This is a genomic window from Herbiconiux dendrobii, from assembly GCF_052048175.1.
Lineage (GTDB): Bacteria > Actinomycetota > Actinomycetes > Actinomycetales > Microbacteriaceae > Herbiconiux.
The window spans coordinates 582,772-604,653 of the sequence record NZ_JBLZQV010000003.1 but is presented as its reverse complement, the minus strand read 5'-3'; the positions used below and the strand labels follow the sequence as shown (position 1 = coordinate 604,653).

18 protein-coding genes are annotated in these 21,882 nt (G+C 70.1%); 12 read left to right on the top strand and 6 right to left on the bottom strand.

Annotated features, from left to right (window positions below):
- The first annotated feature begins 1 nt into the window (after position 1).
- Complete coding sequence (locus ACN4JJ_RS11760) at positions 2–2,440, top strand: ATP-dependent helicase (RefSeq protein ID WP_440710091.1); 2,439 nt, start codon at positions 2–4, stop codon at positions 2,438–2,440.
- 10 nt (positions 2,441–2,450) lie between these two features.
- Here ACN4JJ_RS11760 and ACN4JJ_RS11755 read toward each other — a convergent pair whose 3' ends face one another.
- Positions 2,451–4,400 (bottom strand): hypothetical protein, encoded by a 1,950-nt coding sequence (locus ACN4JJ_RS11755; protein WP_440710090.1) that lies wholly within the window; start codon positions 4,398–4,400, stop codon positions 2,451–2,453.
- 227 nt (positions 4,401–4,627) lie between these two features.
- Between ACN4JJ_RS11755 and sucC the strand changes: the two genes are divergently transcribed.
- The 9 genes from sucC (at position 4,628) to ACN4JJ_RS11710 (ending at position 16,347) form a co-directional block, all read left to right on the top strand.
- Positions 4,628–5,797, top strand: coding sequence for an ADP-forming succinate--CoA ligase subunit beta (sucC, locus tag ACN4JJ_RS11750; protein WP_440710089.1), 1,170 nt, complete (start codon positions 4,628–4,630; stop codon positions 5,795–5,797).
- Positions 5,798–5,813: 16 nt separating this feature from the next.
- The gene (sucD, locus tag ACN4JJ_RS11745) at positions 5,814–6,716 is read left to right on the top strand and encodes a succinate--CoA ligase subunit alpha (RefSeq protein ID WP_440710088.1); all 903 of its coding nucleotides are present in this window, start codon (positions 5,814–5,816) and stop codon (positions 6,714–6,716) included.
- Positions 6,717–6,817: 101 nt separating this feature from the next.
- Positions 6,818–7,336: a hypothetical protein gene (locus tag ACN4JJ_RS11740; RefSeq protein WP_440710087.1), complete on the top strand. Its 519-nt coding sequence runs from the start codon at positions 6,818–6,820 to the stop codon at positions 7,334–7,336.
- A gap of 94 nt (positions 7,337–7,430) precedes the next feature.
- Positions 7,431–8,705, top strand: a complete 1,275-nt coding sequence (locus ACN4JJ_RS11735; RefSeq protein ID WP_440710086.1) for a cell division protein PerM — start codon at positions 7,431–7,433, stop codon at positions 8,703–8,705.
- A 2-nt stretch (positions 8,706–8,707) separates the two neighbouring features.
- On the top strand, positions 8,708–9,301 hold the full coding sequence (gene purN, locus ACN4JJ_RS11730) for a phosphoribosylglycinamide formyltransferase (protein WP_440710085.1): 594 nt from the start codon (positions 8,708–8,710) through the stop codon (positions 9,299–9,301).
- A complete protein-coding gene (purH, locus tag ACN4JJ_RS11725) occupies positions 9,298–10,965 on the top strand; it encodes a bifunctional phosphoribosylaminoimidazolecarboxamide formyltransferase/IMP cyclohydrolase (RefSeq protein WP_440710084.1) in 1,668 nt (555 codons plus the stop codon). Before purN ends, purH begins: the two co-directional genes overlap by 4 nt.
- Before the next feature lie 286 nt (positions 10,966–11,251).
- Complete coding sequence (ddaH, locus tag ACN4JJ_RS11720; RefSeq protein WP_440710083.1) at positions 11,252–12,457, top strand: dimethylargininase; 1,206 nt, start codon at positions 11,252–11,254, stop codon at positions 12,455–12,457.
- Between the two features lie 177 nt (positions 12,458–12,634).
- A complete protein-coding gene (locus ACN4JJ_RS11715) occupies positions 12,635–14,503 on the top strand; it encodes an ABC transporter ATP-binding protein (RefSeq protein WP_440710082.1) in 1,869 nt (622 codons plus the stop codon).
- Positions 14,500–16,347, top strand: a complete 1,848-nt coding sequence (locus ACN4JJ_RS11710; RefSeq protein WP_440710081.1) for an ABC transporter ATP-binding protein — start codon at positions 14,500–14,502, stop codon at positions 16,345–16,347. The genes ACN4JJ_RS11715 and ACN4JJ_RS11710 overlap by 4 nt, the downstream gene beginning before the upstream one ends.
- Positions 16,348–16,377: 30 nt before the next feature.
- On the opposite strand, the gene ACN4JJ_RS11705 is transcribed toward ACN4JJ_RS11710, so the two are convergent.
- From ACN4JJ_RS11705 to ACN4JJ_RS11695, 3 genes are read right to left on the bottom strand one after another with little or no spacing between them, the layout of a single operon-like run.
- The gene (locus ACN4JJ_RS11705) at positions 16,378–16,791 is read right to left on the bottom strand and encodes a hypothetical protein (protein ID WP_440710080.1); all 414 of its coding nucleotides are present in this window, start codon (positions 16,789–16,791) and stop codon (positions 16,378–16,380) included.
- Positions 16,788–17,162 carry an MGMT family protein gene (locus ACN4JJ_RS11700; RefSeq protein ID WP_440710079.1) on the bottom strand — a complete coding sequence of 125 codons (375 nt, stop codon included), beginning with the start codon at positions 17,160–17,162 and terminating at the stop codon, positions 16,788–16,790. Before ACN4JJ_RS11700 ends, ACN4JJ_RS11705 begins: the two co-directional genes overlap by 4 nt.
- Positions 17,159–17,611, bottom strand: a complete 453-nt coding sequence (locus tag ACN4JJ_RS11695; RefSeq protein ID WP_440710078.1) for a GNAT family N-acetyltransferase — start codon at positions 17,609–17,611, stop codon at positions 17,159–17,161. The genes ACN4JJ_RS11700 and ACN4JJ_RS11695 overlap by 4 nt, the downstream gene beginning before the upstream one ends.
- Positions 17,612–17,737: 126 nt before the next feature.
- Here ACN4JJ_RS11695 and ACN4JJ_RS11690 point away from each other — a divergent pair, with 126 nt between their 5' ends.
- Positions 17,738–18,955 carry an NADP-dependent isocitrate dehydrogenase gene (locus ACN4JJ_RS11690; protein ID WP_440710077.1) on the top strand — a complete coding sequence of 406 codons (1,218 nt, stop codon included), beginning with the start codon at positions 17,738–17,740 and terminating at the stop codon, positions 18,953–18,955.
- Positions 18,956–19,067: 112 nt separating this feature from the next.
- Here the strand turns inward: ACN4JJ_RS11690 and nagA are convergent, their stop codons facing one another.
- Positions 19,068–20,264 carry an N-acetylglucosamine-6-phosphate deacetylase gene (gene nagA, locus ACN4JJ_RS11685; RefSeq protein WP_440710076.1) on the bottom strand — a complete coding sequence of 399 codons (1,197 nt, stop codon included), beginning with the start codon at positions 20,262–20,264 and terminating at the stop codon, positions 19,068–19,070.
- Positions 20,261–20,614 carry a YrdB family protein gene (locus ACN4JJ_RS11680; RefSeq protein WP_440710075.1) on the bottom strand — a complete coding sequence of 118 codons (354 nt, stop codon included), beginning with the start codon at positions 20,612–20,614 and terminating at the stop codon, positions 20,261–20,263. The genes nagA and ACN4JJ_RS11680 overlap by 4 nt, the downstream gene beginning before the upstream one ends.
- A 127-nt stretch (positions 20,615–20,741) precedes the next feature.
- On the opposite strand from ACN4JJ_RS11680, the gene ACN4JJ_RS11675 reads away from it, so the two are divergent.
- Positions 20,742–21,872, top strand: coding sequence for an ROK family transcriptional regulator (locus ACN4JJ_RS11675; protein ID WP_440710074.1), 1,131 nt, complete (start codon positions 20,742–20,744; stop codon positions 21,870–21,872).
- Positions 21,873–21,882 lie beyond the last annotated feature (10 nt).

Genomic DNA, 21,882 nt, shown 5'->3' with positions numbered 1-21,882 from the left:
CATGAGCGAAACCACCGAATCGACACCCAGCGTCCGTCCCATCGTGGTCGGCGGCCCCGGTTCCGGAGCGCCCGGCTCCGACGGCGTCGAGGATGAACTGCTCGACGGGCTGAACCCCGAGCAGCGCGAGGCGGTGGTCTACCGCGGTCCGGCCCTGCTCATCGTCGCCGGTGCCGGCAGTGGCAAGACGCGGGTGCTCACCCACCGCATCGCCGGTCTCATCCGGGGTGGCGAGGCCTGGCCGAGCCAGATCCTCGCCATCACGTTCACCAACAAGGCCGCGGCCGAGATGCGCGAACGCGTCGGCGCCCTGCTGGGCGGTGTCGCGGAGGGGATGTGGATCTCGACCTTCCACTCCGCCTGCGTGCGCATCCTGCGCCGCGAGGCCGAGAACTTCGGTTTCACCAAGAGCTTCACCATCTACGACTCGGCTGATTCGCGGGCGCTGATCAAGCGCATCATCAAAGACCTGCAGGCCGACACCTTCGGCTTCACGGTCTCCTCGGTGCAGGGCAAGATCTCCAAGCTCAAGAACGAGCTCTCGGATGCCGACAGCTACGCCCGGCAGGCGAACTTCTCCGACCCGCAGGACGCGATCTTCGTCGAGATGTTCCGGGCCTACACGCGGGCGCTCCGCGAGGCGAACGCCTTCGACTTCGACGACCTGATCAGCCAGACGGTCTTCCTGTTCCGGGCCTTCCCGCAGGTGGCGGAGAAGTACCAGCGCCGGTTCCGGCACATCCTGGTGGACGAGTACCAAGACACCAACCACGCCCAGTACGCCCTCATCCGCGAGCTCACCCGACCCCCGCAGTCGAACGAGCTCTCCGGCATGGCCGCCTTCGCCGGCGGTGGCGCCTCGCTCACCGTGGTGGGCGACTCCGACCAGTCGATCTACGCCTTCCGCGGCGCCGACATCCGCAACATCGTGGAGTTCGAACGCGACTTCCCGGGTGCCACCGTGGTGCTGCTCGAGCAGAACTACCGCTCCACCCAGAACATCCTCACGGCGGCCAATGCGGTCATCTCGAACAACTTCGACCGCAAGGACAAGAAGCTCTGGACGGCCGTGGGCGACGGCGAGAAGATCATCGGCTTCACCGGCTACTCGGGTCACGACGAGGCCCAGTTCGTGGCCGACCAGATCCAGAAGCTGCACGAGGAGGGCATGGCGTACAACCAGATCGCCGTGTTCTACCGCACCAACTCGCAGACCCGAGCGCTGGAGGAGATCTTCATCCGCTCGGCGCTTCCGTACCGGGTGCTGGGCGGCACCAAGTTCTACGAGCGCGCCGAGATCAAAGACGTGATGGCCTACCTCACCGCGGTCGCGAATCCGTTCGACGGGCTGGCGCTGCGCCGCATCCTGAACACCCCCAAGCGCGGCATCGGGCCGGCCACCGAGACGGCGCTCGCCTCGTTCGCCGAGCGCGAGGAGGTCAGCTACCGCGAGTCGATGCGGCGGGCCACCGAGCTCTCGCTCGGCCCGAAGGTGACGGGCGCCATCCTGCAGCTCGCCGCCCTGCTCGACGAGGCCTCCGAGCTGGTCGACCCGGAGCGCACCGGCGGCGAGGCCCCGGTGAGCGAGGTTCTCGCCCTGCTGATGGAGAAGAGCGGCTACGTGACCGCCCTGCGGGCGAGCCGCGACCCGCAAGACGAGGCCCGGGCCGAGAACGTGGAGGAGCTCCTGGCCGTCACCAAGGAGTTCAACCGCAACAATCCCGACGGCACGCTGATCGACTTCCTCACCGAGGTGTCGCTCGTGGCCGCGGTCGACGATCTCGACGACACCAGCGGCACGGTCTCGCTGATGACCCTGCACACGGCCAAGGGGCTGGAGTACGACGCGGTGTTCCTCACCGGTGTCGAAGAAGACCTCCTGCCACACCGGATGTCGGCCGGCGAGCCCGGCGGACCGGCCGAGGAGCGCCGGTTGTTCTACGTGGGCATCACCCGCGCGCGCAAGCGCCTGTTCATCTCGCTCGCGATGACCCGCGCCCAGTTCGGCGAGACCGCGGTGGCCATGCCCAGCCGCTACCTGCAGGAGATCCCGGCCGAGCTGATGGACTGGATCCAGTCGCCCGGGATGGCGACCTCGCGCGGCGGCACGGAGCCACGGGCGCTCAACGCCTCGCGCGGTGGCGGTTCGTACGGAGGCCGATCCGGTGGCGGTTCACGCTGGAACAGCGACTCGAACTTCGGCCTGCCGCCCGCCCCGCCCCGCCCCAAGACGGAGTGGGCGAACCGTGTCACCGGCCAGGTGCGCGACAACGGCGACCTCGAACTCCAGCCCGGTGACCGCATCACGCACATCGACTTCGGCGAGGGCCGGGTGAACCAGGTGACGGGCGAAGGCTCGAAGCGGGTGGCGCACGTGCAGTTCGATTCGGCCGGGCCCAAGAAGCTGCTGATCAAGATCGCCCCGATCGAGAAGATCTGACCGCCGGCTTTCAAAGCCAGCGCCTCGCCGTGAAACCGAGCCCGGCCAGCCCGGCGATGACCGCCAGCACCGACCAGGTGGTGGCCAGAGCCGAGGGGCCACTGTTGCGCCCGGTGCTCGCGAGAGCGGCGATCGGTGCGGGAGTGCTGCTCGTCGTGGGTGTGGGCACGACCGGCGGCACCGCGGGGGCCGGCGGTGTGCTCGTCGGCGGGGTCGGCGGGGTCGGCGGTGGAGGAGTCGACGTCGGGGGCGTCGGGGCGGTCAGGGCCACCGACTCCGCTTCTTGCACCACCGCGTCGGAGAACGCGGGGATCAGGGCGGGCAGGGCGGTGGCGACCTTCGGCACCTTCGGCCCGCTCCCCTCGGACGAGTACACGAAGTAGTAGTGCCCCGGTTCGTGCACGGGGACGCACTTGCTGCGGTGGGTTCCGTCGTGGGCGACGAGCGTGCTCACCCGGCCGGCGACCGGGAAGCCCTCCCAGCCCGGCGGGACGCTCTCGGCGGCGGGCGCATCCGGCAGCGGGCCGATCAGGGTCGAGACGACGGTGATGCCGGGCGCCCCCGAGGGGAAGCCGCCGACCGTCAGGGAGTCGGAAACGCAGCCCGGTTCGGTGAGGGCGTGGGCCGAGGCGACGGTCTCGATGCGGGGGACGGCCGGGACGACGGTGGTCTCCGAGGCCACGCCGAACGCCGAACTCCAGCCCTGCAATCGCCCTCCGCCCCGGTCGCTCGGAGTGCGCACCGGGTCGATCAGGTCGGTCCAGACGTAGAACCCGGCCGCGGGGACGACGCAGGGGCTCGACCGGTAGTCGCCCGGCCCGCCCTCGACCGTCAGCTCCACCCGGCACACCTCGGGGGCACCCTCCGGAACGGCGACGCTCTCGCCGGGCCGCACGGGGAACGGGCCGTACAGCACGCTCTGGATGACCACGGGGATGGGATCCATCGAGCCGTCGGGGGCGCGATAGACACCCCACTGCGTGCCGGTCGGCGAGGAGGGGTGCACCTCGAGGTGCAGATCATCCCTCAGCGTCGCCCCGGGCTCGGCGACCTGCAGACTTGTCTTCGTCTGCACCCGCGGCCGGAACGGCAGCGCGCTCGGCCCGGACGCGGTGGCCGAGGCACGCACCTCCATCTCATAGGGCTGGGAGACGAGCAGGTTCTGGCTGCCGCCGGTGTTGCGGCCGAGCCGAAAACCGTCTCCGTAGGGCAGGTTCGGATAGCTGACCTCGACGGTGACCGACTCGGTCGCCCCCTCCTGGTCGGCCGTGAAGGAGGCCGTGGCCCCGTTCGCCACGGTCGCGCTGCGACTGCCGTCGGCGAAGGTGGCGCCGTGCAGCGTCATCGTGCCGGGATAGGAGTAGATCGGCAGCACCACCGGCCCCGAGAGGTAGTCGACCGTGAGGTCGGGCCGGGCGCTGCCGGACGCGCCGTCGAGCGTGAGCGCGATCGTCACCGATGCTCCCCGCGACGCGCCGTTCTTGCCGTTCGCCAGCGCGAGCATGTGATTGGCTGCGCCGAGCACCAGATCGGCATCGGCGTTCGCCCGCTGTGCGAAGTAGGCCTGGTCGTGACCGGCCAGCCCCGTCACCGTCCAGGTGGCCAGCTGCCCGGCGGCGGCCGTGAGCGGGTCGCCGGGGGAGCCCCAGTGGCGGGAGATGTAGGCCAGGCGCGCGGAGTCGTCGGTGGAGAACCATCCGCTCGCCGATCCGTCGCTGTAATCGACGTCGGCGCCGGTGGGCGGCGGCTTCTCGACGTCGATGCAGTAACCCGAACGGCCGTCGTCGAGCGCGTAATCGCCGATCCACGAGGTGTGGTCTTTCGCCCAGAGCACCCCCTGACCGTGGGCTGTGGCCTGGACGGCGGAGGCGGAGAGGGCGAGACCGCCCAGAGTGGCGGCGGGAAGCCCCAGCAGGGCGGCGACGGTGGCGGCGAGTAGCACGAGAGGTGGTCGTTTCATGCCCTCAGAGTCGATCACGGGCGCCCGGGCCGCGGTGCCGGACGCAAATCTGTGGAGAGATCCGGTGCGAGCCCCACCTGTGGAGGACGAGCGGCCCTCCGCCACGGGGGTAGAGTGCTAGATGGTGTCCGGAGCGATGGAGGGGACACTCCTTTTGTCGCGCCGTCAGTCACGCCCTGCGAAATCCCCTGCAGGACGACGAGTTGAAAGCGGATTGGAAGACCAGCGTGGATCTATTCGAGTACCAGGCCCGAGACCTCTTTGAAAGCTACGGGGTTCCCGTGCTTCCGGGCATCATCGCCGATACCCCCGACGAGGTGAAGGCAGCGGCCGAGAAGCTCGGCGGCGTCACCGTGGTGAAGGCCCAGGTCAAGGTCGGAGGCCGCGGCAAGGCCGGCGGCGTCAAGGTCGCCAAGGATCCGGAGGCCGCCTACGAGGCCGCCCAGGCCATCCTCGGCCTCGACATCAAGGGCCACGTCGTGAAGCGCGTCATGGTCGCCGGCGGCGCCCGGATCGCCGAGGAGTTCTACTTCTCCGTGCTGCTGGACCGCGCCAACCGCTCCTACCTCTCGCTCACCAGCTACGAGGGCGGCATGGAGATCGAGCAGCTCGCCGTCGAGCGCCCCGAGGCCCTGGCCCGCATCGAGGTCGACCCGATCAAGGGCATCGACCTCGAGACCGCGAAGCAGATCGCCGTCGACGCCAAGTTCCCCGCGGAGCTCGTCGACAAGGTCGCTCCCGTCTTCGTGAAGCTGTGGGAGGTCTACAAGGGCGAGGATGCGACACTCGTCGAGGTCAACCCGCTCGTGCTCACCGAGGAGGGCGACATCATCGCCCTCGACGGCAAGGTCTCGCTCGACGAGAACGCCGGCTTCCGCCACCCGAACCACGAGGCGCTCGAAGACGCCGAGGCCGCCGACCCGCTCGAGGCCAAGGCCAAGAAGAACGACCTCAACTACGTGAAGCTCGACGGCGAGGTCGGCATCATCGGCAACGGCGCCGGTCTCGTGATGTCGACGCTCGACGTGGTCTCCTACGCCGGTGAGAAGCACGACGGTGTGAAGCCGGCGAACTTCCTCGACATCGGCGGCGGAGCCTCCGCTCAGGTGATGGCCAACGGCCTCGACGTCATCCTCGGCGACCCGCAGGTGAAGTCGGTCTTCGTCAACGTCTTCGGCGGCATCACCGCCTGCGACGCCGTGGCGAACGGCATCGTCGGCGCCCTCGAGGTGCTCGGCGACACCGCCACCAAGCCGCTGGTCGTGCGACTGGACGGCAACAAGGTCGAGGAGGGGCGCGCCATCCTGGAGAAGGCCGCCCACCCGCTCGTGACCCTGGCCCTGACGATGGACGACGGCGCCGACAAGGCCGCCGAGCTCGCCGCCGCGGCGAAGTAAGTAGAGGACGAGAGATATGTCGATTTTTCTGAACAAGGACTCCAAGGTCATCGTCCAGGGCATCACCGGCGGTGAGGGCACCAAGCACACCGGCCTGATGCTCGCCGCGGGCACCCAGGTCGTCGGCGGCGTCAACGCCCGCAAGGCCGGCACCACCGTCAGCCACACCGGCAAGGACGGCGCCGCCGTCGAGCTGCCCGTCTTTGGCACGGTCGCCGAGGCCATCGAGAAGACCGGCGCCGACGTGTCGATCGCCTTCGTGCCGCCCGCCTTCTCGAAGGACGCGATCATCGAGGCCATCGACGCCGAGATCCCGCTGCTGGTCGTCATCACCGAGGGCATCCCGGTGCAGGACTCGGCCGAAGCCTGGGCCTACGCCAAGGCCAAGGGCAACAAGACCCGCATCATCGGGCCGAACTGCCCCGGCATCATCACCCCCGGCGAGTCGCTGGTGGGCATCACCCCCAACAACATCACCGGTAAGGGCCCGATCGGCCTCGTGTCGAAGTCGGGCACCCTGACCTACCAGATGATGTACGAGCTGCGCGACCTCGGCTTCTCCACCGCCATCGGCATCGGCGGCGACCCGATCGTGGGCACCACCCACATCGACGCGCTCGCCGCGTTCGAGGCCGACCCCGAGACCAAGGCGATCGTGATGATCGGCGAGATCGGCGGCGACGCCGAGGAGCGCGCGGCCGAGTTCATCAAGGCCAACGTCACCAAGCCGGTCGTCGGCTACGTCGCCGGCTTCACCGCTCCCGAGGGCAAGACCATGGGCCACGCCGGCGCCATCGTCTCCGGCTCGGCCGGTACCGCCCAGGCCAAGAAGGAGGCCCTCGAGGCCGCCGGCGTGCGCGTCGGCAAGACGCCGAGCGAGACCGCCGCGCTCCTCCGCGAGGTCTACGCCGCCCTGTAGGGGGTTTCACCTCCATCGACCCGTCAGTTCGTCCCGCTTTCGCACCGGAATAGCGGGACTGACTGACGGGTCGATGTCGTTCGGGCTGCCAGAATGGTGGGGTGACGGACACCACTACTGAGGGCTCGCGGGGGCTGTATCGGCGGCTGCGGCATGAGCTGGTCACTCCGGAGTCGATCTACGGGACGCTGATCACGAGCGCGCTGATCGTGATCGTGGAGGACGGCGAGAGCGACTTCGACCTGCTCGCCACCGTCGCCGCCACCACCTTCGTGTTCTGGATCGCGCACGTGTTCGCCTTCACCGTGGCGAACCACGGCAAGCGCGACGGCCGCGACATCCCGATCGGCGAAGCCCTCGGAGACGCGGTGCGCCACTCCTCGGGGCTGCTGCTGGCCGCGATCCTTCCGATCAGCATGCTGGCGCTCGGCGCCCTCGGCCTTGTCTCCGAATCACTGGCCTACTACCTGGCGCTCCTCATCGGCGTCGTGCTGCTGTTCGTGCTCGGCCTGCTGGCCTTCGCCGAACGCGGAGCGCGCTGGTATTCGTGCCTGGTCGCCGGGTTCGTCACCTCCCTGCTCGGCGTCGCCGTGATCCTCCTGAAGGCCGCCTTCCACTGATCGCGCCGGTGCCCCGACGACACTCCCGGGCGCATCCGGATGCCCTGCGTGCCGCCGGGTTCGGGACCACCGCGGAGGGTAGGCTCGGCCGAGCATGAATCGCCCAGTCACCGCTCTGCTCGCCGCGCTCGACGCGGTCATCGTCGTCGCGATCGGTGTCGGCATCCCGCTCGTACCGCTCACCATCCTCTGGGCCACCCAGTTCGGACTCGCCATCGACTGGCTCGCGTTCTGGCGCGCCTCGGCCGATCTGTGGCTGCTCGGCAACGGGGTCGACCTGCTGCTGACGGTCGATCCCGATCTCGCCCTGCGGCTCGCGCTGGAGGGCGCCGGGGTGCCGTTCGAGGTCGGGCTCGCCCCTCTCGGTCTCGCCCTGATCACGGCGCTGCTCGGCGTGCGCGCCGGGAGGCGGCTCGCGGCGACGCCGTATCCCGTCACCGCCGCCGTGGTCGGTACGGTCGCGGTGGGAGCGCTGTCGCTGCTGGTCTGTCTGAGCGCGCGCGAGGCGGCCGCCCTGCCCTCACTGGCGCAGAGCATCCTCTTCCCCGCCGGCGTCTACGCGCTCGGAACGGCCATCGGCGCGGCCTGGACGGCGCGGCGCACGCCCGCCCTCGAGCTCGGCCCCTCGTCGGGCATCCGGCGTCGCTGGCGGGCCCGGCTCGACCGGGTCGACGAGGACGACCGTGGCCTCGTGGCCCTGGTCTTCCGCGCCGGAGCGCTCGCGGCTGCGGCGGTGATCGCCCTCTCCGCGATCGCCATGGCGCTCATCCTCGTGGTCAACTTCTCGTCGATCGTCTCGCTCTACGAGAGCCTGCAGGCCGGCCTCGTGGGCGGGATCTCGCTCACCGTCGCCCAGCTCGTTCTGCTGCCGAACCTGATCGTCTGGACGGCCTCCTGGTTCGTCGGCCCCGGCTTCGCCATCGGCGCCGGATCGGCGGTCTCGCCGCTCGGCACGCAGCTCGGCCTCGTGCCCGCGCTGCCCGTGCTCGGAGCGCTGCCACAGGGCACCCCGGCGCTCGGCTTCGTGGGGCTGCTGGTGCCCGTGCTGGCCGGCTTCGCCACGGCGGCGGTGCTGCGGCCGGTGTTCCTGTCGCGCGTGCGCGGAACGCACGGGCGGGGCCGGATCGTGCGGATGGTGATCGTGGCCGCCGGCGCCGGAGCCGTGGGGGCGAGCATCCTGGCCCTGCTGGCGCTCTGGTCGGGAGGGGCCGCCGGTCCCGGGCGGCTGGCCGAGGTGGGCCCGGATGCCGGCTGGGTGTGGGTGTGGGCGTTCCTGGAGTTCTCCGTGCCCATGCTGCTCGGCCTGATCGCCGGAGCGAAGCCCCTGACCGCTCGATCGGAGGCCCCGCGCTCGGCCGATACACTGTGACGGTGCTTTCCCTCCTCGTGCTGATCTCCGGGGGAGGCTCGAATCTGCGGGCGCTCCTGGAAGCCTCCCGCGACGGCGCGTATCCCGCCCGGATCATCGCGGTCGGCTCCGACACCGACGCCCCGGGCCTGGCGCACGCGGAGGAGTTCGACATCCCCTCCTTCACCGTCGTGCCGAGCGCGTTCGCCTCGCGCGAGGAGTGGGGCCGGGAACTGCTCGAGCAGATCGAGCGCTGGTCGCCCGACCTCGTGGTGTGCGCCGGCTTCATGCGCATCCTGCCGCCGGTGGTCGTGTCGGCGCTCACCCCCAGGCTCATCAACACGCATCCGGCCCTGCTGCCCGCGTTCCCGGGAGCGCACGCGGTGCGCGACGCCCTGGCCGCCGGCGTCGACACCACCGGAGTCACCGTGCACGTGATCGACGAAGGCGTCGACACCGGGCCGGTCATCGTGCAGCGGGCGGTGCCGGTGCTCCCCGGGGACACCGAGCACGCCCTGCACGAACGCATCAAGGTCGTCGAACGCGAGCTGCTGGTCGCAGCGGTGCTCGACATCGCCCACGGAGAAGTCGATCTCGAGGAGATAGCAGCACGATGAGTGGCCCCCAGCACGACCCGAACCTGTATACGAACCGCGACGTGGTGCCCCTCACCCGGGCGCTGATCTCGGTCAGCGACAAGTCCGGGCTGGTCGAGCTCGTGCAGGCGCTCTCCGCCGCCGGCGTCGAGATCGTGTCGACCGGCTCGACCGCCAAGACCATCGCCGAGGCGGGCGTCGCCGTCACCGAGGTGTCGTCGGTGACCGGATTCCCCGAGTCGCTCGACGGGCGGGTCAAGACGCTGCACCCCGGCGTGCACGCCGGCATCCTGGCCGATCTGCGTCTCGAGTCGCACAAGCACCAGCTCGAGGAGCTGGGCATCCGCGCCTTCGACCTCGTGGTGGTGAACCTCTACCCGTTCCGCGAGACGGTCGCCTCGGGTGCGGCTCCGGATGCCGTGATCGAGCAAATCGACATCGGCGGGCCGGCGCTCGTGCGGGCCTCGGCCAAGAACTTCGCGAACGTGGCGATCGTGGTGTCGCCCACGCGCTACTCCGACGTGGTGGCGGCGCTCGCCGCCGGCGGGACGGGCCTCGAGGTGCGACGCGGGCTGGCCGCCGAGGCCTTCGCGCACACCGCCTCGTACGACACCGCCGTGGCCGGCTGGTTCGCCGAGCAGCTGGGCGGCAGCGCCTCGGCGCTCGCGGCCGCCGAGGCCTCCGAGGCTCCGGCGCAGGGCACGCCGACGGATGCCGGGGCCGGTTTCCCCGACGAGCTCACCGTCACGGTCGCCAAGTCCGCGTCGCTGCGCTACGGAGAGAACTCGCACCAGCAGGCGGCCCTCTACGCCGCAGCCGGCGGTCACGGGATCGCCCAGTCCGTGCAGCTGCACGGCAAGGAGATGTCGTACAACAACTACGTCGACGCGGATGCGGCCGTGCGCGCCGCCTACGACTTCGCCGAGCCGGCCGTCGCCATCATCAAGCACGCGAACCCCTGCGGCATAGCGGTGGCGGATGCGGGGCTCTCCGACGCGCTGGCGATCGCGAACGCGCACGCCAAGGCGCACGCCTGCGACCCGCTGTCGGCCTTCGGCGGCGTCATCGCCGCGAACCGCACGGTCACGCTCGCGATGGCCGAGACGGTGAAGGACATCTTCACCGAGGTGCTGATCGCGCCGGCCTTCGAGGGCGAGGCGCTCGAATTGCTGAAGACCAAGAAGAACCTGCGCCTGCTGACGCTCCCCGAGGGCTACGGCCGCGAAGACGTGGAGCTGCGGCAGATCAGCGGCGGCTTCCTCGCGCAGACCCCGGACGGGTTCGCCGACCTCGACCCCTCGAGCTGGCAGCTCGTCGCCGGCGAGGCCGCCGACGAAGCCACCCTCAGCGACCTCGTGTTCGCCTGGAAGGCGTGCCGTTCGGTGAAGTCGAACGCCATCCTGCTGGCCTCGGGCGGAGCATCCGTCGGTGTGGGCATGGGACAGGTGAACCGGGTCGACTCGTGCCACCTGGCCGTGAGCCGGGCGGGGGAGCGGGCCGCGGGATCGGCTGCGGCCTCGGACGCGTTCTTCCCCTTCGCCGACGGGCTCGAGGTGCTGCTGGCCGCGGGTGTGCGGGCCGTGGTGCAGCCGGGCGGCTCGGTGCGCGATGCCGAGGTGATCGAGGCCGCGAAGGCGGCGGGGGCCACGATGTACTTCACGGGCGAGCGTCACTTCTTTCACTGATTGGCTGCCGGTCGCGCCGGGCTTCGCTCGGCGTGACCGGGCTGCGCCGGTCCCTGCCCGGCGCAGCGCGACATGTAAGCGCGCGGTCGAGGGACGCGGCCTTCGGTCGCATCCCTCGGCCACACGCTCACCTTGGGTCGGCGAGTAGGGCCTGTGACGTCGGACGGGGCGTCGAGGTGTCGGGTTGACGCTTGCCTTGGGTCGTGGAGTGGGGTCTGGGGCGTCGGGTTCACTTGCTGTTGGGCGCGCAGGCGGCGGCCAGCAACCATCCCCTAGGGTCGTTTTTATGTCCCAATTCCGGCTCCGGTCCCTGACCGCATCCGTGGCCGCTGCGGCCGCCATCGCCGTGATCGCCCTGGCGGCGGCCGACCTGGCGTACTTCGTCGCCAACGCCCAGAACGCCCAGGTGTTCACGGTGTACAGCGTGTACTTCCTGAACGCGACGCTGCTGCTGTTCCTGTTCTCGGCGATCTTCGGACTCGTGGGGGCGTACCGCCGCTGGTACACGGCGCTGATCGCCGGGCTCGTGTCGGGCGTCGTGGCGGCGCTGGTCGGCACCGGGCTCGGAGCCCTCTCGGTGGGCGTGGGCGTCGGCGACATGATCGCGCCGCTGTTCGGCACGCTGGTGGGCAACAACCTGATCTTCGTGCTCGCCGCGGTGCTGGCATCCGTCACCCTGGGCCGTCGCATCCACGGCCGGATCGCCATCACCGAAGAGCAGGAGGTGCTGCGCAAGAAGTACGTGCTCGTGCGCCGCCCCTCCGAGTCGCTCGCCGACGGGATCGTCACCCACATCGACAGGAGCGCGGTCGACGTCGAGCTGGCCCGGGAGCAGTGGGAGAGCTACGTCGCCGCCCTCACCGGCGCGGGCTGGGTGCCGGTCGAGATCCCGGTGGCCGACGACCTGCCCGACTCGGTGTTCGTGGAGGATGCGGTGGTGATGTTCGGCGCGCTGGCCGTGCTCGGCAACCCGGCGGCCGAGTCGCGGGTGGACGAGATCCCCGAGGTGGAGGAGGGCGTCGCCGCCCTCGGCATCGAGGTCACCCGCATCGAGAAGCCCGGCACCCTCGACGGCGGAGACGTGCTGAAGATCGGCACGACCGTGTACGTGGGCCGCGGCGACCGCACGAACTCCGACGGCATCCGTCAGCTGCGCAAGATGCTCGCGCCGCGCGGCTACTCGGTGGTCGCCGTGCCGGTCACCAAGGCCCTGCACCTGAAGAGTACCGTCACGGCCCTGCCCGACGGCACGGTGATCGGTTACCGGCCGCTCGTGGACGACCCGTTCATCTTCGACCGCTTCCTCGAGATGCCCGAGCCCAGCGGCGCCCACGTGCTCGTGCTGGCCGACGACACCGTGCTCGTCGCCGCCTCGGCGCCCGAGTCGGCGCGCCTGATCGAGGGTCTCGGCTACCGGGTCATCTCGGTCGACATCTCCGAGTTCGAGAAGCTCGAGGGCTGCGTCACCTGCCTCTCGGTACGCGTGCGCTGAGCGTGCCGCGAGCTTGCGGACCGACCGGCACTGCCCTTAGTCTGTAAGGCTGCCGCGACGCCATCCGCCCCCGGAACGGGGGTCATTCGGCGTGCCCCGACGACCAGGATCGGGGAATCAGTGCGCGCAGCGCCGCGTTGTGTCACGAGCACGCGCACAGGTGTGAGGAACAGGGAAATGCCAGAAGTGTCGACGCCGGACGTCGCGAAGACCCCCGCCGCGGGAACCGTGGCCACGCTGTCGCGCCTGCGCCCGTACGCCGCCAAGGCCCTCCCGCGCATCTACGTCGCCATGGTGGTCTCCCTGCTGGCCAGCGCCGTGGCCCTCACCATCCCGCAGGTGCTGCAGTGGCTGGTCGACGGCCCGCTGGCCGACGGCGACGTCGACCAGCTCTGGATCGCCTTCGGCATCGTGCTCGGTCTCGGCGTGCTCGAGGCCATCCTGATCGGTCTGCGGCGCGCCCTCGTGCTCACCCCCGGCACCCACGTCGAGGCCCGGATGCGCAACGCGCTCTACGCGCACCTGCAAGACCTCCCGGTCTCCTTCCACGACCGCTGGCCGAGCGGGCAGCTCCTCTCCCGTGCCGTCAGCGACCTCAACCTGATCCGCCGCTGGCTGTCGTTCGGCCTGGTGCTGCTGATCGTGAACGTGCTCACCCTGATCGGCGGCCTGATCATCATGGTCACCCTCAACTGGGTGCTCGGCCTCATCTTCGCCGCCGCCGCGGTGCCGGTGATCGCCTACGGCTTCTCGTTCGAGCGCAAGTACTCCGACGTCGCCCGCCGCAGCCAGGACCAGGCCGGCGACCTCGCCACCAGCGTCGAGGAGTCGGTGCACGGCATCCGCGTGCTCAAGGCCTTCGGCCGCGGCCGCTACGCCCTCAAACGCTTCGAGAGCCAGGCCGAAGAGCTGCGCGGCACCGAGATCGAGAAGGCCAAGGCCATCGCGGGCATCTGGCTGTACCTCACCCTGATCCCGGATGTGGCCTTCGGCGTGTGCCTCGTGGTGGGCGTCTGGCTCGCCTCCACGGGGCAGTCGTCGGTGGGCGAGCTGGTGGCGTTCTTCGCCACCGGAACGGTGCTGCTGTTCCCGATCTGGTCGATGGGCTACTTCCTGGCCATGACGCTGGACGCCAAGACCGCGACCCTGCGCTTCTTCGAGGTGATGGACTCCGAGAACACGATCACCGATCCGGCCGCCCCCGTGACCATCGCGGGCGGCACCGGCGAGCTGGTGTTCGACGACGTGCACTTCCGGTACCAGGATGCGCCGGCCGCCTTCCCCGACCTGATCGACGGCGTGACACTCACCGTGCGCCCCGGCGAGACGATGGCGCTGGTGGGGCTCACCGGTTCCGGCAAGTCGACGCTCACGGCCCTCACCACCCGGCTCTACGACGTCACGGGGGGAGCCGTGCGTGTCGACGGCGCCGACATCCGTTCGCTCAGCCGCGCAGATCTGCGCACCCGCATCGCGATGGCCTTCGAGGAGGCCACCCTGTTCAGCACGACGGTGCGCGAGAACGTGCTGCTCGGGCGACCGGATGCCACCGAGGCGGAGCTGCGCGAGGCGCTCGACATCGCTCAGGCCTCGTTCGTCGACGATCTCCCGCAGGGGCTCGACACGAAGGTCGGCGAAGAGGGGATGAGCCTCTCGGGCGGCCAGCGGCAGCGTCTGGCGCTCGCCCGCGCCATCGCGGCGAAGCCCGGCATCCTGGTGCTCGACGACCCGCTGTCGGCGCTCGACGTCGACACCGAAGCGCTCGTCGAGGCGGCGCTGCGGCGCGTGCTGGCCCGCACCACGGCGCTGATCGTGGCGCACCGGCCCTCGACGGTGGCGCTCGCCGACCGGGTCGCCCTGCTCGAACGCGGGCGGGTGACCGCGGTGGGCACCCACTCCGAACTGCTCGCCACCAGCGAGCACTACCGCTTCGTCATCTCCAGCCTGGAGGACGAGCGGGCACCACAGGCCGCCGCGGCCGGCCCCGATCCCGACCCGCACCACCTCGACCCGCACCACCTCGACCAGAAGGGAGCACGCTCGTGAGCGACTCCACCGTGCCCGACTCCGCCGACCGCGGCGTCGAGGGCGTCGAGGGCGTCGAGGGCGAGGAGCGCGACGACCTCAGCAAGGCCGAGAGCGCGCAGATCCGCGCCCGTTCGCTGCGCCTGCTCGGTTCGCTGATCCGGCCCATGCGGGTGAAGCTCGCGCTCAGCATCCTCGTGGTGGTCATCAGCACCGTCTCGCAGGTCGCCGGCCCCTCGATCATCGCGTACGGCATCGACACCGGGCTCCCCGCCCTGCTGAACGCCGACTGGATGCCGGTCTCGCTCGCGGGACTGGCCTACCTGCTCGCCGGCATCACGGGCGCGGGCCTGATCGCCTGGTTCACCGTGCTCTCGGCCCAGATCAGCCAGGCCATCCTGTTCGACCTGCGCCGCCGGGTGTTCCTGCACACGCAGCGACTGAGCCTGGAGTTCCACGAGAGCTACACCTCCGGCCGCATCATCTCGCGGCAGACCAGCGACCTCGACGCCATCCGCGAGCTGCTCGACTCGGGCATCAACCAGCTCGTGCAGGGCGTGCTCTACATGGTGTTCACGGCGGTGGCGCTGTTCCTTCTCGACGTCGAGTCGGGCTTTATCCTGCTCGCCGCGCTCGTGCCGCTGGGCATTCTCACGCGCTGGTTCCAGCTGCGATCGCAGCGACTGTTCCGGCGCACCCGGGTGGCCTCGGCGCGGCTGATCGTGAAGTTCGTCGAGTCGATGACCGGCATCCGCGCGGTGAAGGCGTTCCGCACCGAGAAGCGCAACGAAGACGAGTTCGGCGAGCTCGTGGAGGGACACCGCGAGACCAACGCGCGCGTGATCAAGCTGTTCGGCATCTACGACCCCGGGCTCGTGCTGATCGGCAACATCGCGGTGGCCGTGGTGCTGCTGGTGGGCGGCTTCCGGGTGATCGACGGAGGGATGGAGATCGGCGTGCTGCTCGCGGCCGTGCTCTACACCCGGCGCTTCTTCGACCCCATGGAAGACATGGCGATGTTCTACAACGGCTACCAGAGCGCCACGGCGGCCCTGGAGAAGATCTCGGGCGTGCTCGAGGAGCGGCCGAGCGTGCCCGACCCGGAGCGCCCCGTCGACCTGTGGACGGCATCCGGAGCGGTCGCCTTCGAGGGCGTCGACTTCGGCTACGTCGCCGACCGGCCGATCCTGCCGCCGTTCGATCTGCGGATCCCGGCCGGGCAGACCATCGCCCTGGTCGGATCGACCGGAGCCGGCAAGTCGACGCTGGCCAAGCTGATCTCACGCTTCTACGACCCCAGCCACGGGCGCATCACGCTCGACGACGTGGACCTGCGGGACCTGCATCCGAAAGACCTGCGCCGCGCCATCGTGATGGTGACCCAGGAGGCCTACCTGTTCTCGGGCACGGTCGCCGACAACATCGCCATCGGCAAGCCCGAGGCGAGCCGCGACGAGATCATCGAGGCGGCTCGGGCGGTGGGGGCCGACGAGTTCATCCGGGGCCTGCCGAACGGCTACGAGACCGACGTGAACAAGCGCGGCGGCCGGGTTTCGGCGGGACAGCGGCAGCTGATCTCGTTCGCGCGGGCGTTCTTGGCCGACCCGGCCGTGCTCATCCTCGACGAGGCCACGGCCTCGCTCGACATCCCGAGCGAGCGCCTGGTTCAGGATGCGCTGCAGACCCTGCTGGCCGACCGCACGGCCGTCATCATCGCGCACCGGCTGTCGACCGTCTCGATCGCCGACCGGGTGCTCGTGATGGAGCACGGACGGATCATCGAAGACGGATCGCCGGTCGAGTTGATCGGTGGCAGCGGGCGGTTCGCCCAGCTGCACGCCTCCTGGCGCGACTCGCTGGTGTGAGGCCGGAGCCCGTTCCGGGAACGGAGCGGGCTACGGCTTCCAGGCGAAGAACTGGGAGCCGTAGAGGAAGGCGATGTGCCAGCCGTCCTGGCAGGTGATCTGATCGGCCGGGGGAAGCGTCTGCGGCCACCAGGTGTCGTCGAGCGGGGCCACGTTCGACGCGATCGACGCGTCGCAGGCGGTGCCGATGGCCACCGGGGTGGGCACACCGAACTGCATGATGGCCTCGCCGGTGTCGCTGTTCTCCTTGATGCGGATCATCTGCGCGTCGGCGGGAACCCACCTCGGGATCTCGATCGTCGCCGAGGAGGCCTGGGCGTCGGCGATCGTCGGGTACAGCTGCGATTCGACCGGCGGCGTGATGGCGCTCGCGAGGGTGCAACCGGAGAGCATCGCGACGGTGCCTGCCGCCGCCAATCCGGCGAGAAGTGCTCGTCTTGTCATCGGCAGGTGTTGGTCCTCTCGTGATGGGCATCCGGGTGCAGCGGCTGCCACCGAGCTACAGCGTAGCTGACTGCATACCCCGGTTCCCGCGAGATGACCTGGAGCGGGGTGCCCTCGGCCTCGTAGTGCTCACGCGCCCGCACCTCGTGACCGGCGGGCGGCAGGCCGCCGGCGCGCACGACCCGCCACCACGGATGCGCGTGGCCGTAGCGGCGCAGGATGCTGCCGACGGCCCGGGCGGCACGGGTGCCGAGCAGCGCGGCCACGTCGCCGTAGCTCAGCACCTGCCCGGGCGGGATGGAGTCGACGATCTCGAGCACGTCGTCGACGAAGGAGGGTGCGCCTGGGCCGGCATCCCGGCCCGTCGTCACAGGGTGAGGGCGGCGATCGTCTCGCCGTACTGCGTCTCGCCGACCTGCACGAAGCCGATCCGCTCGAAGAAGGCGGCCGGGCCGTCTTCGCCCGGTTCGAACATGACGGTGATGCGGTCGAAACCGCGCGAGCGCGCCTCGTCGGCCAGCGCGAGAACGGCGAAGCGGCCCACACCATGACCCTGGGCGTCGGCGGCCACGTTGATGCGCCAGATGCAACCGCGGAAGACGTCTTCCTCCGCATCCGGATCGAAGTTGCCCATGATGAAGCCGACCACCTCGTCGTCTTCGAGAACCACCCGGGGCCAGGCGGTGGAGGGGTTCACGTAGGCCTCGGCGATGGAGTGCGAGACGGGAGCGACGTACTGCTCCTGACCCGGCTTCAGCGTCAGCGTGTTGGCCGCGACGATGTTGGACGCCGACAGCTCCTCGAGCCTCAGTTCACTCATGGTCACAGGCTAACGGCTGCGTGCGGGGTGCGCCAGGTCGGCCCGAAAGTATCTCGATGTCGAGATATCTCCGAGAGGCGGTAAACTGGGTGACGGCCCATTTCCGGCGGCTGTTGAGGAGCTGAATTGTCCAAGATCAAGGTTGAAGGCACGGTCGTCGAACTCGACGGCGACGAGATGACTCGAATCATCTGGCAGGCCATCAAAGACACACTCATCCACCCGTACCTCGATGTGAACCTCGAGTACTACGACCTCGGCATCGAGCACCGCGACGCCACCGACGACCAGGTCACGATCGACGCGGCGCACGCCATCCAGAAGCACGGTGTGGGCGTCAAGTGCGCCACCATCACGCCGGATGAGGCGCGCGTGGAGGAGTTCGGTCTGAAGAAGATGTGGAAGTCGCCGAACGGCACCATCCGCAACATCCTGGGCGGCGTCATCTTCCGCGAGCCCATCATCATCTCGAACATCCCGCGCCTGGTGCCGGGCTGGAACAAGCCGATCATCATCGGCCGTCACGCCTTCGGCGACCAGTACCGCGCCACCGACTTCGTGTTCAAGGGCAAGGGCAAGCTCACGGTCGAGTTCACCCCCGAAGACGGCTCCGAGCCGATGAAGTTCGAGGTGTACGACGCTCCGGACGACGGCATCGCGCAGGTGCAGTACAACCAGGACGCCTCGATCCGCGACTTCGCGCGCGCATCGCTGAACTACGGCCTCAGCCGTAACTACCCGGTGTACCTGTCGACCAAGAACACCATCCTGAAGGCCTACGACGGCCGGTTCAAGGACATCTTCCAGGAGATCTTCGAGACCGAGTTCAAGGAGCAGTTCGATGCGGCGGGCCTCACCTACGAGCACCGCCTGATCGACGACATGGTCGCATCCGCGATGAAGTGGGAGGGCGGCTACGTCTGGGCCTGCAAGAACTACGACGGCGACGTGCAGAGCGACACCGTGGCGCAGGGCTTCGGCTCGCTGGGCCTGATGACCTCGGTGCTGTCGACTCCGGATGGTGCGGTCGTCGAGGCCGAGGCCGCCCACGGCACCGTCACCCGGCACTACCGCCAGCACCAGGCCGGCAAGCCCACGTCGACCAACCCGATCGCCTCGATCTACGCCTGGACCCGTGGGCTCGCCCACCGCGGCAAGCTCGACGGCAACCAGGCCCTGATCGACTTCTCGCTCACCCTCGAAGACGTCGTGATCAAGACCGTCGAGTCGGGCAAGATGACGAAAGACCTGGCGCTGCTGGTGAGCAAGGACCAGCCGTACCAGACCACCGAGGAGTTCCTCGCGACGCTCGACGAGAACCTCAAGGCGCGGATGGCCGCCTAGGCTCCTGCCGCGCATGCGGGCTCCCGCCCGCCGCACGAAGGCCCCCGCCCCGGCTCGCCGGGCGGGGGCCTTCGTCGTCTCCCTCGTGGCCACGGCCTGTGGGAGGGGGGTGTCAGGCTGGGGTGGGGATGCGGGCGCCGGCGGCGAAGACGTGGCGGGGGCGGCCGTCGGGGGTGAGCAGCACGAGGTCGGCGGCGTGGCCGGGACGGAGGAGGCCGAGGTCGCCGGCGCGACCGAGCACGCGCGCGGGGGTGGCCGTGAGTGCCGGGATCGCCGCGATGACGTCGATGCCCGCGGCGGCGGTGGCTGTGCGGAGGGCGGCGTCGAGGGTGAGGGTGGAGCCGGCGATCGTGGAGGTGCCGGCGAGGACGGCTCGGCCGTTCGCCACCTCGACGTCGAGCGTGCCCAGGCGGTAGCGGCCGTCGCGTGAGCCGGCGGCGGCCATCGCGTCGGTGATCAGCGCGATGCGGCCGGGCGCGGCGCCGAAGGCGAGGCGCACGACATCCGGATGCACGTGCACGCCGTCGACGATCAGCTCGAGCACCACGCGCGGGTCGGCCAGCGCGGCGGCCACCGGGCCGGGTTCGCGGTGACCGAGGCCGGGCATCGCGTTGAAGGCGTGCGTGAGCAGGGTGGCACCGTGGTCGAAGGCCTCATGGGCCTGCTCCGCCGTCGCCTCGGTGTGGCCCACGGCCACCACGACGCCGGCGGCCACGAAGCGGTCGATCGCGTCGAGGGCCCCGGGGAGTTCGGGCGCGACGGTGACCTGCCGCAGGTGGCCGCGGCCGGCCTCGATCAGCCGCGAGACGGCATCCGGGGTCGGAGCGATCAGGAAGGACGGATTGTGCGCGCCCTTCCGCGAGGGCGCGAGGAACGGCCCCTCGAGGTGGGCGCCCAGGACGAGCGGATCACCTTCGGCCAGCGACGCGACCGCACCGAGGCTCTGCTCGAGCGCCGGCAGCGGATTCGCGACCAGCGAGATCACCGAGCGGGTGGTGCCGTGCGTGCGATGCACCGCGACGGCCGCCGCGATCTCGGCGGCGCCGTCGTCGAAGGCGTGCCCGCCGCCGCCGTGGGCGTGCAGGTCGATGAATCCGGGGACCAGGCGCAGCCCCGATCCGTCGACGAGGTCGAGCTGGCCGCGCCCGCCGTGCATGCCGATCTCGGCGGCGAGCGAGCGCCATCCGGAGCCTGTTCCGGACTCGACGATGCGGTCGTCGGAGGCGAGCACCCAGGCGTCGTCGACGATGCCGCCGGCGTCGATCGCCTGCGCCGAATGCACCAGCACCGAGGCGTGCGCCAGGCTCATCGGAACTCCCGGCGCCCCGCGATCACTCCGCTGATCACCGCGACCAGCCCGAAGACCAGGGCGATGACCGGCTGCCCCAGCATCAGCCAGGCCAGCGCGGCCGACCCCATGATCACGATCTCGACCAACGCCTTGCCGAACGCGTCGATGTGGAACACGGCCCGGGGCGAGCGGAACAGCGCCCATACCACGATCGCGAACAGCGGGGTGACGATGCCGAAGGCGATGTTCCAGGGGAAGGGCCACGCCACGAAACCCCAGAAGCCGAAGGTGAAGAACGCGAACAGCTCCACCACGAATCGGATGACGTCGTTGACGTCGAAGGGCGTGCGCTGGGTCTCTACGTTCACGTCCTCCATGCTAAAGCGTGCCGGCGGCGTGCCGGTCGGCGGAGCCCGTGTTACGGATGTGTAAAGCGTTCGCATGGATGCGGGAAAACTCTTGCGGCGAGTATGTTCGTACGCTTTACTAACAAACATGATCAGCCCCCAGGGACGAGTGCTGAGGCCCAGCGCGAAGGTCCTCCCCGAGCACGCTCGCGGCCACAACCGCTCGCTGGTGCTGCAGACGCTCTATCGCGACGGCCGCCGTTCGCGTGCCGACATCGCCCGGGAGACCGGCCTCACCCGCGTCACCGTGAGCGCCCTCGTCGCCGACTTGATCGCCGACGGCCTGGTGATCGAGCTGGGGCAGCGTGAGGAGACCCGCCCCGGCAAGCCCGCCACCCTGCTCGACCTCGATCGCAGCGCCTTCGTGATCGTGGGCCTGGACCTCTCCGAGCACACGCTCTTCTCCGGCGCCCTGCTCGACCTCGACGGAACGATCATCGCGCGGGCCGAGGTCGAACTGGCCGGCTCCACCGGTGAGGACGCGGTCGAGAAGGTCGTCGCCCTGGCCGAACGGCTGATCACCGAGGCCACCGCCCCCGTGCTCGGCATCGGCGTCGGCTCGCCCGGCGTGGTCGACCTCGGCGGGATCGTGCTGAGCGCCCCCAACCTCGGCTGGAACGGGATGCCGTTGCAGAGCATCCTCGCCGCCCGCTTCGACCTGCCCGTAGTGGTGGCCAACGACGCCAACGCCGCCGTGCTCGCCGAGCACAGCTTCGGCGGTGCCGACAGCGACGCGATGCTGATCCGGATCGGCCACGGTGTCGGCGCCGGCCTCCTGCTCGGCGGCACGCCGCTGTTCGGCAGCCGGTTCGCCGCGGGCGAGATCGGCCACGTGGTCGTGGGCACCGACGGGGGAGCGGTCTGCGCCTGCGGCAAGCGGGGCTGCCTGGAGACCTGGCTGAGCATCCCGAACCTGATCGAGCGGATCGCGGGCGTGCCCGAGGCCGACTCCGAAGCCGTGCTGCGCGAGGCCGGCGAGCGGCTCGGCATCGCGCTCGCCCCGGTGGTGGGAGCGCTCGACCTCGGCGAGGTCATCCTGAGCGGCCCCGTCGACCTGCTCGACGGCACGCTGATGGCGGCCACCGCCCAGACCCTCCGCGCCCGCACCATGGCCGAGTTCCACGGCGCACTGACGCTCCGGATGACGGCGCTCGGGCAGGACATCGTGCTGCGCGGCGCCGCCGTCATGGTGCTCTCCGCCCGACTCGGGGTCTCTTAGACCCCGCCCC

Excerpts from the sequence above, each read along its gene's own strand:
- ACN4JJ_RS11760 (WP_440710091.1), top strand. The coding sequence starts at position 2 with ATGAGCGAAACCACCGAATCGACACCCAGCGTCCGTCCCATCGTGGTC.
- ACN4JJ_RS11755 (WP_440710090.1), bottom strand. The coding sequence starts at position 4,400 with ATGAAACGACCACCTCTCGTGCTACTCGCCGCCACCGTCGCCGCCCTG.
- sucD (WP_440710088.1), top strand. The coding sequence starts at position 5,814 with ATGTCGATTTTTCTGAACAAGGACTCCAAGGTCATCGTCCAGGGCATC.
- ACN4JJ_RS11735 (WP_440710086.1), top strand. The coding sequence starts at position 7,431 with ATGAATCGCCCAGTCACCGCTCTGCTCGCCGCGCTCGACGCGGTCATC.
- purH (WP_440710084.1), top strand. The coding sequence starts at position 9,298 with ATGAGTGGCCCCCAGCACGACCCGAACCTGTATACGAACCGCGACGTG.
- ddaH (WP_440710083.1), top strand. The coding sequence starts at position 11,252 with ATGTCCCAATTCCGGCTCCGGTCCCTGACCGCATCCGTGGCCGCTGCG.
- ACN4JJ_RS11715 (WP_440710082.1), top strand. The coding sequence starts at position 12,635 with ATGCCAGAAGTGTCGACGCCGGACGTCGCGAAGACCCCCGCCGCGGGA.
- ACN4JJ_RS11705 (WP_440710080.1), bottom strand. The coding sequence starts at position 16,791 with ATGACAAGACGAGCACTTCTCGCCGGATTGGCGGCGGCAGGCACCGTC.
- ACN4JJ_RS11695 (WP_440710078.1), bottom strand. The coding sequence starts at position 17,611 with ATGAGTGAACTGAGGCTCGAGGAGCTGTCGGCGTCCAACATCGTCGCG.
- nagA (WP_440710076.1), bottom strand. The coding sequence starts at position 20,264 with ATGAGCCTGGCGCACGCCTCGGTGCTGGTGCATTCGGCGCAGGCGATC.
- ACN4JJ_RS11675 (WP_440710074.1), top strand. The coding sequence starts at position 20,742 with ATGATCAGCCCCCAGGGACGAGTGCTGAGGCCCAGCGCGAAGGTCCTC.